This window comes from Papillibacter cinnamivorans DSM 12816 (assembly GCF_900176335.1).
In the GTDB taxonomy this organism is placed as follows: Bacteria; Bacillota; Clostridia; order Oscillospirales; family Oscillospiraceae; genus Papillibacter; species Papillibacter cinnamivorans.
Map to the genome: position 1 here is coordinate 22,936 of NZ_FWXW01000002.1, position 13,790 is coordinate 36,725.

Here is a 13,790-nt window from a genome sequence, read left to right on the forward strand (position 1 = left end):
TGGTTAATAATAATTTGTGGTATGTTTTTGATACTGCGTTTATTGTTTGCGCAGCATTGAATTTAGTAGGTTTTTTACTTCAGGTTTTTGATAGCGTATTGAACCGAATATTTTTTAAATAGCATTATAAATATAAATATTTATTCCCATTCCCCGTATCACATGCCACTAAACACAACGAAGGTCTCCATACCGGAGACCTTCGTTTGTTCGTAAATAATATAAGCCGTATTGAGAGCCCTATAGCATTCCCCCGGCAGAGCGGAAGGGAGACTGTAATGTTGCCCTCTCCCCCGCTCCCGGATAACGCCGTTTTAAATCCGGCTTTACTCCTGCTTTTTGTACCGCCGGGGCAGATTGTACCTGCCGATCTTCCGCTCCAGAGTGGAGATGTTGATCCCCAGGCGGCCCGCGATCTCCTGAAGGGTCGCGTCGGCACGGAGGCTCCGGAGGATAAGTCTTGCCTCCACCGCCTCCATCTTTTCCTTCAGAGTGCGGCCCTGATTCCCCGCCAGGAGAAGTCCCGTGTCCTCCGCCAGGGAGCACAGCTCCTCCGGCAGGTTTTCGGTGTCCAGAACGTTGTTCCGCGACAGCACGTACATCCGCTCGATGACGTTGTTCAGCTCCCGGACGTTGCCGGGCCAGTCGTAGGCCGTCAGGATCCCCTGGAGCTCGACGCCCAGGGTTTTTTTCGTCCCGTTTTCCCGGTTGAGCCGGGCAAGGACGTGATCGGTCAGGGGCAGGATGTCCTCCCGCCGCTCCCGCAGGGGCGGAATATAGACCGGGATAACGTTCAGCCGGTAATAGAGGTCGCCCCGGAAATTCCCGTTTGCCACCTCTTCCTTCAGGTTCCGGTTGGTGGCGGCGATGACCCGGGCGTTCATGGGCTGCTCTTTGGTTCCGCCGATGCGGAAAAACGTCCGGTCCTGCAGCACGGTGAGAAGCTTCACCTGCAGCTGCAGCGGCATTTCCCCGATTTCGTCCAGAAATACGATCCCGTTTCCCGCCAGCTCGAAAATTCCGGGTTTTCCGCTCTTCCCCGCTCCCGTAAATGCCCCCGGCTCGTAGCCGAAGAGCTCCGATTCCAGGAGGTTTTCCGGGATGGCGCCGCAGGAGATCTTGATGTAGGGCGCATCTCCCCCGCTGAATTTGTGAACCAGCTTGCAGAAGACGTCCTTCCCCGCCCCGGACTCCCCCGTGATGAGTACGGTGGAGTGCACGTGGCAGATCCGGTAGGCAAGCTCCACCAGGTCCCGCATCTGCTTGCTCTTGGCCACCGCCTCGGCGTCCCCGGTTTCCACCAGGAGCTCCAGGATCCGCTGCCAGAGGGCCTGGTTGGCCTCCTCCTGCTTTCGCAGCTCCTGCTTGTATTCCAGATGGGTGATCTCCATCTGCCGGCGCAGCTTCATGAGCTCGGTGAGGTCCCGCAGGTTCCCCACGATCCCCCGGAACACCCCCTCCGCGTCGTAAACGGGGACCAGGGTGACCATGATCTCCCGCTCCGATTTGTCGGAGTACCGGATGACCTCCGACTTGGTTTTCCGAGTCTTGAATACCTCCAGGCACATCCGGGAGATGGGGTACCCCTGCTTCACCAGCTCATGGATGGAATTGCCCAGGATAAACTCCTCCGGCAGCCCCGTGAGCTCGGAGTAGGTCTTGTTGATATAGGTGATATAGCCGTTTTCGTCCGTGTAGGTAAATCCGTCAAAGGAAGTGTCCAGGATCTTGTCCAGGAAACCTGTTTCCAGCAGCTTGTCAAACTGTTCCTTTTTGATAAGAAATCCCCCTTTCACGGCAGAAGGCCGGTAAACCTCCACCAATTCATGTAAATGAACAGTGCGCTGAAAATGACCACCGGCGTGATCAGCAGCCCGTATTTGGAGATGGTTTTGACGTTGTAATATCCCTTCCCGTCACCCAGCAGGATGACCACATGGTGAAACGGCAGAAGGAAATGGCTCACGACGCCTATGAACACGAGGAACATCAGGATTTCCACGGGAAGGACGCCCTGGGTGATGGACATGAGTCCCGGGATCATCACGGACAATGTGGTGAGGTCGCTTCCCAGCACCATGTGCATCGCCATGGAGGAAACCAGGATGATAAGCGCGTAGACCCAGGAAAAAGTGGCCGGGAACAGGCCCCCGAATTGGGAAAAGATCTGTTCCGCCGCGCCGCAGGTCTTCATGGTCCCGCCGATGGAAAACACCGCCGTAAGGAAAATCAGAAGCTTGATATCCACGGTTTTCAGATCCGGGAGCCGGAGTAAGCCCGCCGGAACCATCAGCGCCGTACCCGCCACCAGAATGATGGTGCCGGAGATTCCGTGTACCTGCTCCAGCGCCCACAGGACCACCACCCCCAGAATGAGGATCAGGTATCCCTTTTCCCGCTTCGTCAGGCGCGTCTCCTCCTTGGAGATCCGAAGAGGCCGAGGAGCAAATTCCCTGAGCTCGTTCCGGAACGCAATGCTGTATACCCCCGCCGCCAGGAAAAAGAAAATAAAGGTGGGCACCATCATGTACTGCATCCACTGCGCCTGGTTCAGATCCACTCCCGCAAGGGCCATGAGAGCCACGTTCAAAATGATGTCGCCCTGCAGAAACGCCGTGTTCAGAAGGACCGAAAACATGAAAAGGCCGAACATCAGAGCCTGTTTGGTTCTTCCGGCTATGCCCACTTTATCAAAATATACGCTGAAAATCAATGAAAGGATAATAATACGGGAAAAGGACTGCGGAATGATGAAGATGGACACCAGAACGAGGATGGCCATGACCGCGATAAGGCTCCCCACCCGCCTGGAAAACCGGGACAGCAGCGGCTCGATGAGCTTGTCGGCAAGATTGCTGTTGGCGATCCCCTGGGAAAACAGGAAGGAAACCACGATCAGCACAAAGTTTTCCGACAGCGGCAGGGTCAGTATAACTTTAACGGGCGTTTGCGCCAGAAGGAAAAGGACCATAAGTACCACGGCCGCGATGGTTCTGTCCACGAGATTTCCCACCCACCAGGTAAGCACCATGATGAGGGATGCCAGGACCAGGCTCTGGTTCCAGTCCATTCCGAAAGGCCGCAGCAGGAGTACCAGCGCGGGCAGGATCAGGCTGAGCAAAATTTTCACGGGTCTGCTGATTTTCATAGGGCACCTCGCAAATAGAGTATGGGGTATCGGAGGACCCGCTCCTCCCTATCCGGTCTGTATCGGATTCGGAAAAGCGGGTCTGTGCTGCATCCGGTGAACCGTGCGCTGTTATTCGGGGGAAAGAGGCGGGCGCTTCCGTATTCCGCTGCCGGCTGGTTTTAAGATGCGCGCCGCCTCTTTCGGTCTTATACCGTTCTCGGCGCATTACGCCAAAAACAATATCAAAGCTTGAAAAACGCCTTCTCAAACTCCTCCGATAGCTGGGCCTGGAACTTGGGATGGGCGATGGCGATAAGAGCCTTTGCCCGCTCCCGTATGCTCTTGCCCCGGAGCTTGGCGTATCCGTACTCGGTGACGGCGTAGTCCACGTCCGTCCGGGAGGTGGTTACAACCGATCCCCGCTCCAGGAAGGACACGATCTTGGAGATCTTTCCTCCCGCCGTGGTGGAGGAAAAGGCGAGAATGGATTTGCCGCCCCTGGACATGCTGGCGCCCCGGACGAAGTCCACCTGGCCGCCGATTCCGGAAAACTGCTTTCCGCCTATGGTCTCGGAGTTCACCTGTCCCAGCAGGTCCACCTGTAGGCAGGCGTTGATGGACACCAGGTTGTCATGCTGGCAGATGATCCTCACGTCGTTGGTATAGTCCACCGGGCGCAGCTCGAACCTGGGATTGTGATCCACGTAGTCGTAGAGCTTCTGCGTCCCGTTATAGATGGTGGCGATGCACTTGCCGGGATTGAAGGTCTTTTTCTTGTTGGTGATAACCCCCGCCTCGATGAGGTCGATGATCCCGTCTCCCAGCAGCTCCGTGTGCACGCCCAGGTCCCGCTTGCCTTTCAGCATGTGGAGCGTCGCCTCGGGGACCGCGCCGATCCCCACCTGGATGGTGGCGCCGTCCTCGATGAGGGACGCGCAGATCTCTCCGATGGCCTGTTCCACTTCCCCGATGGCGGGAGGCGGCACCTCGAAGATGGGCCGGGAAACCTCAACCAGATAGTCGATCTCCGAGATATGCAGATAGGTCCCGAAGGTATAGGGCATCCGATCGTTCACCTCGGCGATGACCAGCCTCGCAGTTTCCACCGCGGCGGGCAGGTTGGAAGCCATGGTGCCGTAACTGCAGTAGCCGTCTTTGTCCGGCGGGGAAACCAGAACCAAAGCGACGTCCGGCTTGATTTCCGTCCGGATGATCTCCGGTATCATGTGGAAAAAGCAGGGGATGAAATCTCCCGTGCCCCCGTTCACGGCGTCCCGGGTCTGCTTGCCTGCAAAAGTAGTGGCGGCACGGAAGTACGGCTCCATGCCCGGCTGGGCATATTTCACCTCGTCCTTGGGATCCATCTGATAGATGCTCACGTCCCGGAAATGCTCCTTGTTTCTCGCCATGGCGTCCAGCAGTTCCTTGGCGCTGTTAACCAGGTCTCCCGCCATCACCTTGTCGCCGTGCCGGATATGCATCACAGCTTCGTCAGCGGTGACTCTTTTCCTTTTATACTCTTCTTTCCACATAGGAATGCCTCCTTCTTGTCGTTTCCGGCAGACGGAGGGTTCCCCCTTGCCGGTGTGCTGATGCGGCGGGCAGCCGCACGGCCGCCCGCCGCATCAGCAGATTACCGCTTTTTCAGCTTAAGAATCTCTCTGGCCTCGGCGGGGGTCGCAACCTCCATGTCCAGCTCCCGGATGATGCGCACCATCCGCTCCACCAGCTGGGCGTTGCTCTTGGCAAGCTCTCCCTTGCGGTAGTAGACGTTATCTTCCATGCCCACCCGGACGTTGCCGCCCTTGAGAAGGGTAAGCACCGTGCCCTGGAGCTGATTGGCTCCGATGGCCAGAGTGCTGAAATTGACGAACTCGTTCTTGGGAAGTTTGCCGATCATGAAATTTAAGTTTTCTTCGCTGTAAGAAATGGAAGCCTGGCTTACTTTATCCATTCCCATGACGAAGGTCAGGGAGATGGGATCGTTGAGAACGCCCGCGGGCTTCAGAACGCCGAACACCTCTTCCACAGTCACAGGATTGAAGCACTCCAGCTCCGGCTTGATTCCCAGTTCCTTCATCCGGGCCGCCGTTTTGATGAGCCAGGGGCGGGTCCATTCGTAGATCCAGGTGAGATCCTGCCAGGAGGTGCTGATGAGAGAGCAGTCCAGAGAACACATATCCGGCAGCAGTTCGGGGGGCAGCGCCAGGGCGGCCAGGCCGTCGTCCGCTTTGGAACCGGGGCGGGTGGCGGGAGCCGTTGAATTCTGGATGATCATATTGCACTTGGAGCGGATACCGCTGTTGATTTCCGCGAAGGTGTTGGTATCGCAGCTGGACTTGCCTTCCTTGTCCCGGGTGTGGATATGGACGATGGAGGCGCCCGCGTTATAGCAGTCATAGGCGGAAGCCACAATCTCATGCGGCTGTTCGGGAAGATTGAGATTCACGTTTTTTCCGTGGAAAGCGCCGGTCTGGGCTACGGTGATGATCACTTTTTTTGCCATGTGTTTGTCATTCCTTTCGTCGTTCTCTTTGGAATCCGGCTCGGCGGGCTCCGGTCTCGTTCAGCGCCCGTAAGTCGCTTTTCGGTTCTGCAGATAATAACAGCAATCCTTATGCCATCTTCCGTCGCTGTTTATACGGATTCCGCGCGGGCATTGATACGCAAAGAAAAAAGAAATCGCTTCCGCCAAATCTCGTCTTTTTAAACTGCGCATTTGCGCAAAATATTTATCGCATTTGCATAATTAATTCTCAATATTGCGCAATTTAAAACCGCTGCAATTCCGGGGCTTTTCTTTGGTTTTAGGCATATTCTCTCCACAACCTTCATTTCTGCGCATTTCTCCGCATTTTAGCGCTATTTTTTTGCCGGTGAAAAAGGAGCGGAATTGAACTCCGCTCCTTTCCGTCTAAAATACCGCCCGCACCTCGTGCTTTCCGGGATGCTCCTCCGGCCGGAGCTCCGCCACCCGCCGCCCGTCCAGAAAGAGGCCTTTCTCTTCTCCCCGCTCCGCCGTGATGACAAATTCGGCCTCCCCGGATTTCCACACGGCGGAAAAGCCGTCCCAGTGTCCGGGAAGACTTGGACGGACTGTAAGCGCCCCGTTTCGGAGCCGGAGCCCCAGGAGATATTCCGCCGCCACCCGGAAATACCAGGCTGCGGCGCCGGTGTACCAGGTCCATCCGGCCCTTCCCGCCCGGTCTCCCTTGGAATATACGTCGGCCGCCAGCACATAGGGCTCCGCCTTGTAGGCCTCCTCCCGCTCCGAAGGCAGGAGCATGGTGAGGAGTCGCTCCCCCGCCTCCTCCATTCCGGAAAGAAGGCACCCCATGGCCAGCCACACGGCGGCGTGGGTGTATTGCCCGCCGTTTTCCCGCACCCCCGGCGGATATCCCCGGATATAACCCGGATTGCCGCCTCCGCCGTCAAAGGGCGGAGAAAAAAGCTTGATAAGGCCGTGGGTCTCGTCCGTGAGGAGGCGCGCCGCGCTCTCGATTCCCGTTTCCGTCTTCTCCCTGTCCGCTCCCCGGACCAGGGCGGCGAAGCTTTGGGCGATGGAGTCGATTTTGCACTCCCGGTCCGCTCCGCTCCCCAGCGGCTCCCCGCTGTCGTAATATCCCCGGAGGAACCATTCCCCGTCCCAGGCCCGGTTTCCCGCCTCCGCAAGGCTTTCGGCGGCCTTCTCATACCCCTCGGCCCGGTCCGCTTCCCCCTGTTCCCGGCACAGCGGCGCGAATCGCTCCAGCACGTGGACCAGAAACCAGGTCAGCCAGGTGCTCTCTCCCCGTCCCTCGATCCCTACCCGGTCGAAGCCGTCGTTCCAGTCCCCGCCGCCGATGAGCGCCAGGCCGTGCGCTCCCGTCCCCCGCTCCAGGGCGCGGTCCAGGGCGCGGACGCAGTGCCGGTAGATCGGTTCTTTCAGAGAGGATACGCAGGGGCTGTCGTACCGTTCCCGTTCCTCCTTCCGAAGGGGCGGAGAGCTCAGATAGGGCGCCGTTTCCCCGAGAAGGGTGCTGTCCCCCGTTTTCTCCGTGTACTCGCATGTGGCATAGGGAAGCCACAGCAAGTCGTCGCTGATCCGGGTGCGCACTCCCTTTTCTCCCGTGGAGCCGTCTTTGGCGCCCGTCCCCGGGTGCCACCAGTGCTGCACGTCCCCCTCCTCGAACTGATGGGCGGCGGCCCGGAAGATCTGTTCCCGGCAGAGATTTGGCGCGGTAAGCAGCAGGTTGCACGCGTCCTGGATCTGATCCCGGAACCCGTAGGCTCCCCCGCACTGATAGACGGAGGCCCGGGCGAAAAGCCGGCAGGCCGCGGCCTGATAGACTGCCCAGCCGTTCAGATACCGGTCCAGCCTCTCCTCCGGGGTTTTCACCCGCAGGGCCCCGGTGAGCCCTGACCAGTATTCCCGGGTCCGCAGGAGGGCTTCTTTGGCCGCTCCCGGGTCCGTCAGGGCCCGCAGCCGCTCCAGCTCCTCCTCCGTCTCAAAGCAGCCCGTCACCAGCACGATCTCCTTCCGAAACGGAAGGACGGCGCCGAGGCAGGGATTGAGCCCCCGTCCCGTAAGCCCGTCCAGGCGTCCCCGGCTCCAGCTCTCGGCGTCGCAGGTATAGGATGAAATGCCCCCGGTGGCGGCAAACAGAAAGGTGATGTGTCCGAAGTCGGTATTATAGGGATTCTGGGCCAGGATTGCGCCCTCCTCCGCCCGGGTGACGACGTGGGGCTGCATCTGCCGGTCCGGCCCTAAAAGAAGCTCCGCGAACCAGGCGAGTTCCCCCTCTCCCTCCGTCTCCGCCAGCAGCACCCGGGCGTTTGTCTCCGGCGGCACGAAGGCGGTAACGCGAAACTGCGCATCTCCCACCGTCTTTACCCATTTTGCATATCCGAACCCGTAGGTCACCCTGCAGGCCAAACCGTCGCGATCGGCGAAAAGAGAGTATTCCTTTCCCTCTCGCCGCAGGGCAATCCTTTCCCCTCCCCGAGTTTCCAGCGGATCGTTCACCCAGGGCGTGAGCTTGTTTTCCCGGGCGTTTTCCGCCCACATGTGCCCCGTTCCGGCGTCGGTGGCGATATAGCCGAAGCGGGGATTGGAAAGGACGTGGCTCCAGACGGTCTCCGGAAGACGCCCCCGCACGGTGAAGGAAAAACCGCCCTCGGGGAGCCATTCCTGCGAAACCTCCGCCGCGGCCTCTTCCCGGTATGCCTTCTCTTGAACGGGCGGGAGCGGGTCATCGTCCCGGAGCTCTTCCCCCTCTTCCCTCTCTTCCGCCAGATACGCGGCGTTTCCCCGAATCAGTTCCGCCGTGCCGGGAACGGAGCCGTCCAGCAGATGGATGCCTCCCCGGGCTCCCAAAAGCCGCTCGCATCCCATGGCCCGCAGGGCTTCCAGCATGGCGCTGCGCAAAGGTCTCCGGTAATCTCCCCCGTCCCGGATCAGCAGCACCAGGTCCGACGCGCCCCCGCACAAAGAAAGAAGCCGGTACTGTTTGGCCAATGTCAGCCCCCGGCGGCATTCCTCCTGGGAGTCGATCTCGGCGGCCAGGATGGGCAGGTCCCCGGAGATGCCGTGGGCCCAGAGGGCCCTTTGCCCCTGGAGTGCGTCGTTTGTTAATCCGGGAAGCCTTCTCCGGTTCCGGGTGAGAAACGTCATCCGGCGGAGGATCACCATCGCCCGGCCCACCTCCTCCGGCTCCATCCGCATCAGGCGCATTCCGATCTCCAGCCGTCCCGGTGTTCTCGCCTTCGGCAGTTTCAGCACAAATCGGGCCGCGTTTTCAGCTCCCGCACCCGTCGGCCCCGCCGCCAGGGCAAATCTCGCCTGGTACTGTCCCCCCGCTTTCAGCCGGAGCGGAATGCGTACCAGGACGCATGGATCCGCCGCGTCTGCCCCTGGCGATCCTTCTCCATCTAGCAAGCCCTCTCGGAGCTTTTTGCGCCCGCCTCTGCCCAGAGCCTGCTCCCGGGAGGTCTCAAACCGCGCTTCCCTGGCGTCGCATAAAAAGGCCAGATGGCGCTCCTCCCGGTTTCCCCAGGCCCTCCGCCGCACCAGTACGCCTCCCTCCGTAATTTCCGCGGCCAGGGCCAGCCGCGAAAAGGCAGGATGGGCCTCGAATTCCCGCCGGGGGGCCAGGACCGGCTCAAAATAGACGATTAGCTCCCCTTCCAGCTCTTCTTTTCCCCCGTTAGAAAGGCGCACCTCCCGCAGCTCGCAGTTTTCATTTTCCGGCACGCAGATTTCCACGCCGGTGGTAAGGTTCCCCTTCTTCCCGGTGATGCCGAAGACCGCCCCGTCCGTGTGAAACCCGTACTCGACGGAAGGGTCGAACCCGGGAGCGGGAGTCAGGGAAAAGCGCTCTTCTCCCAGATGCGCGTAAAACTCCATACCCATGGGCGCCTCCGTCTGCCGGGGCTCGAACCGGGTCAGCTCGTTCTCCCCCCAGACGGAGGAGGTGAGCCCCGTGTCGGTGGCCAGCACGGTATAGGAGCCGTTGGAGAGCAGGACGCACCGGGGCGTCCAGGGGTCGTAGCCCCCGCCTTTTTGGCGCCAGTTCTCCCCGGAGGCCCGTTTGATCCGCTCCGGCACCTCCCGCAGGGCGGATTGGATGGTCAACGCGCCCACCGGCACCTTTTCCTGCAGCAGCTCGCTGAAGGCGGCCATGGTCCCGTCCTTCATGAACCTCCGCTGCATGGTATTCTCCCTCAGTGCGTTGTCCAGGGCCACCATGCTCATCCCCAGATGATGGACCATGAAGCAGCGCACAATCTCATAGCGGCCCGCCCCCGTCTGCCGGACAGGGGTGAAATCCGCCGCCTCGTACATGCCGTATTTTCCTTCCATCCCCATCTCTCTGAGACTCCGAAGGTTCCTGACGGCGCTCCTGGGAGCCGTCTCCAGAGCCAGAAAAGTGGAATACGGCGAGATCACCAGTTCCCGGTTCAGGCCCCGCTTGAAGCCCAACTTCTGGACCCCGTGGGCTTTGTACTGGTAGTTTAGGGCTCCGTCGAAGGCGTAGAAGGCGCTCTCCGAGATTCCCCAGGGGATCCTCCTGCCCCAGGTCCTGCGCCTGTGCACATAGACACAAAAGCGCGCGCTCTCGTAGATCAGGGAATTCTTATAGCACGGCATGAGAAGGTTCGGCATCAGGTACTCGAACATCGTCCCCGTCCAGGAGGCCATCCCCCGGTAGTCGTTCTCGGACACCAGCGCCCGCCCCAGCCGCCGCCAGTGCCTGGGCTCCACCTCGCCCCTGGCGATGGCGATGTAGCTGGTCTGCCGCGCCTCGCTGGCCATCAGGTCGTACCATCCGTCCATGGGTTTTTCCCGTTCGATATCGTAGCCGATCCGAAAAAGCTTCCTGTTCCTGTCGAAGAGGACCCCGAAGCGCATTGCTGCGGAAAGCTCCTCCGCCCGCTGTGCAAGCTCCCTTGCCTCTCCGTCTTTCATTTCCAGCAGCCCCTCCCGCAGCACGGTGAGGCAGCCGCAGAGATTCCCGCTGTCCACGGTGGAAACGCACCGGGGACAGAGGCATTGCGCGGTGCGGGTGTCGTACCAGTTGTAAAAATGCCCGTTCCACCGCTCGAGCCCCTCCATGGAGGTGAGGATTTTACCGATAAGCTCCAGCGCTTTCTGCCTGCTTGTCAGCTCCAGGTCGGCGGCCGCCAGGCAGCACAGCAGCGCCATTCCCATGTTGGTGGGGGAGGTGCGCCGCGCAAGGCCCGCCGCGGGCTGCTCCTGGTAATTGTCCGGGGGAAGGAAATGGTCCTCCTCCGTGAGAAAATCGGTGAAATAGCGCCAGATCAGGGCGCTCTGCCGCAGAAGAAAGGCCCGGTCCGCCTCTCCCAGCTTCTGCTTTGCCGGTTCTGTCCTCCCCAGCTTCCAGGCGAAAACGGGGGACAACGCCCAGACGATCCCCACTCCGCTCCCTGCCGGATACTTGGAGAACACGATGGCTATGGCGCCGATGAGGATCGACGCCCACATTTTTCGGAGAATATTTTCCCCGGCCTTCCCCGCCGCGGCCTCCTCCGCGTCGGAGGTCACCCAGGCAAGAAGCCTCCGCCTGGAGATAAGCATCCGGTACAGGGCGGTGGCGATGGCCGAGAAGGCGACGTACGCGTGGTACGGAAGAAGAACAAGCTGCACCGCTGTCTGCAGTATCACCCCGCCGAACCCCGCAATGATGGTGGAGTGATACCGCGCCCGAAGCCCCGCTCCCCGCCGGAAGGCCAGCTCCGCTCCGGACAGCAGGAGGTTTGAAAGCGCGCAAAGGATCGCCACGCCCGAGGTAACGGCGAAAAATTCTCCGAAGAAGATCATTCCTAATAATAAGGATACAAGGGTCAGTACCGGCGTAAGGCTCCGGCGCAGGTTGTCGAAGATCTTCCACTTGGTCACGGGGGTGAGGGGATTTTTCTCCCGCTGCCCCTCCCCGGCAGGAACGCGCGGCAGCAGCCACGGGGCGATCTGCCAGTCTCCCCGGATCCAGCGATGGAGCCTTGAAAAATAGGAGGTGACCCGGGCCGGATAGCTGTCGGTGAGCTCGATGTCCCCGATGAGCCCCGCGTGAAGATATGCTCCCTCCAGAAGGTCGTGGGACAACACGGTGTTTTCCGGAAACCTCCTGTTCAGGCACAGGAGAAAGCAGTCCACGTCGATGATTCCCTTGCCGCTGTAAGTTCCCTCGTCGAAGAGGTCGTGATAGACATCGCTGGTGGTGCTGCCGTATGGGTCGATTCCCCCCTGTCCCGCGAAAATCCGGGAAAAGGCGGTCCGGTTGGCCGCCTCCAGTTCAACCGAGATCCGCGGCTGCAACAGCCCGTATCCCCCCGTGACGATCCTGCGGCTCTCGTCCGTCTCCGGCCGGTTGAGGGGATGGAGCATCGCCCCGATGAGTTCCCGCGCGGCACAGACGTTGAGCCGGGTGTCGGAGTCCAGGGTGATGACGTACCGGATGTTTCTGAGTTCCTCCGCGTCTCCGGAAATCACCCTCAGGCCGCTCTCCTCGTCCCGCAGCAGCCGCATGAGCTCTGTGAGGGCGCCCCGTTTCCGCTCCCAGCCCATGTAGCGCCCGTCCCTCCCGTTGAGCATCGGTTTGCGGAAGAAAAGAAAAAAACCGCCGCCGAAGCGCGCGTTGAGCGCCTCGATCTCCCGCTTGGCAAGGCGCACCGCCTCCGGCTCCTCCTCCGGCGGCTCCGCCGAATCCGGCAGGTCCGCCAGAATCCCAAAGAGGAGGTTTTCCCCCGCGTCCCGGTTTGCAAAGCGGTACTGCTCCAGGAGAGACGCAAAATGCGCCCCCGCCTCGGGCTTACTTAAGAGAGTGGAAATCACGCAGAGGGTGCGGCCCTCCCGGGGCACCCCCTCCTCCAGCTCCAGCCGCACCACCGGCCGGGGCCTCGTCAGGCGCACGATGAGAAAATCTGCGGTGTTCTTGACGATGTCGGACACCGGCACCAGAAGAAGGACCGTGGTCCATGGGTTTTCCAGGAGAAAACCCATGAGCAGGGTGAAAAACAGGGTGATGAACACGACCCCTCCCACATAGAGCGCTCCCGTGTTCTTTTTTGGGGGATCTCCCAGGGGGCGGGTAAAAATATAATATCCCACGTGCCGCTCCTTGCCCTTCCCCTCTTCCGCGAGTCCCAGGGCCATCTCCGAGGCTTCGTACTCCGTGATTTTTCGTTTCCTTGCAAGGCGGGAGATCTCCTGCCGGTACCACTGCCTGGATTTTTCGTCCATCCTTCCGTATACCCCGGCGGGGTCCCGGCGGAGGATTTCCTCCACGCGGCTCTCCCCCTCCAGGATCTCCGTCAGGTTTTCCGCGGACAGCATCCGAAGGGAGGTAAAGGCGTTGCCCATGAGGCGGGTGAGTTTTTCGTGCCGCTCGCCGGCCCTGCCGGCAAGCTCCAGCAGCTCCTTCGGGGGGGCCGTACCCGCTTCCCGGGCGCGGAATACCGCGGCCTCCGCCTGGAAGGGGTTTCCCTCCCCGCCCCGGCGGATTCCCGTCATGACCTCCTCCAGCTCTCCGCAAAGTCCCGCTAGGGCGCCGATCAGGGCCAGCTTCAGCATGGGGACGAAGAGGGCCAGCTCCTTCTCGCTGAGCACCCGGGCCTGCTGCGACGCGTGAAGGAACAGCTCGATCCTCTCCGGCGTCAGCTCGTTCTGCGCCGCCCGCACCAGGGCGGCTGCCAGGTCGAAAACGGCGGGGACTTTTTCCTCCCCGGCGATGTAAGGCAGCTTCCCCCCTCCCCGTAAGGCGGCGGACGCTTCCTTTCCCTCCCGTTCGGCAAGATACCAGTTGTCCAGGAGCCATTCTATCTCCCCCGGAACCCGTTTTTCCTTCCCGGAAAACAAAGTCGCCCGCTCAAAGCAGGCCCGGATCCGTTTGAGCCTGTCGGCCGTTTTCCGCCGCAGGGAAGAAACGCTCCGCCGCCCGATCTCCCTTTGCATCCGCGCGGTGTTTTCCGCAAAGTGGATCAGGTGCTTCCCTTCCACCGTCAAGTCCATATGTTTTTCCGTCATGTCCGTATCTCCAGTGCGCTTCATTAGCCTTCTGTCCCCCTGAAGGGCGAATATGGAAAAGGTTCGGAAATCCTTCTCTCGCAGACTCATGGCTTATCATCCCCTCTCGTCTGCGCAAATATACGGCGATTCCGTATC

General features: G+C 60.5%; 5 protein-coding genes. All 5 read right to left on the bottom strand.

Annotated features, from left to right (window positions below; genetic code table 11):
* Window positions 1–326 precede the first annotated feature (326 nt).
* The 5 genes from B9A13_RS03025 to B9A13_RS14065 all read right to left on the bottom strand — a co-directional run bounded on the left by B9A13_RS03025 (window position 327) and on the right by B9A13_RS14065 (window position 13,742).
* Window positions 327–1,796: a sigma-54 interaction domain-containing protein gene (locus tag B9A13_RS03025; protein WP_143806863.1), complete on the bottom strand. Its 1,470-nt coding sequence runs from the start codon at window positions 1,794–1,796 to the stop codon at window positions 327–329.
* Complete coding sequence (locus B9A13_RS03030) at window positions 1,793–3,148, bottom strand: SLC13 family permease (RefSeq protein ID WP_084233586.1); 1,356 nt, start codon at window positions 3,146–3,148, stop codon at window positions 1,793–1,795. The genes B9A13_RS03025 and B9A13_RS03030 overlap by 4 nt, the downstream gene beginning before the upstream one ends.
* A gap of 224 nt (window positions 3,149–3,372) precedes the next feature.
* Window positions 3,373–4,662: an acetyl-CoA hydrolase/transferase family protein gene (locus tag B9A13_RS03035; RefSeq protein WP_084233587.1), complete on the bottom strand. Its 1,290-nt coding sequence runs from the start codon at window positions 4,660–4,662 to the stop codon at window positions 3,373–3,375.
* Between the two features lie 101 nt (window positions 4,663–4,763).
* Window positions 4,764–5,636: a beta-keto acid cleavage family enzyme gene (locus tag B9A13_RS03040; RefSeq protein WP_084233588.1), complete on the bottom strand. Its 873-nt coding sequence runs from the start codon at window positions 5,634–5,636 to the stop codon at window positions 4,764–4,766.
* Window positions 5,637–6,044: 408 nt separating this feature from the next.
* Window positions 6,045–13,742 carry a GH36-type glycosyl hydrolase domain-containing protein gene (locus tag B9A13_RS14065; RefSeq protein WP_159448004.1) on the bottom strand — a complete coding sequence of 2,566 codons (7,698 nt, stop codon included), beginning with the start codon at window positions 13,740–13,742 and terminating at the stop codon, window positions 6,045–6,047.
* Between the last annotated feature and the right edge of the window lie 48 nt (window positions 13,743–13,790).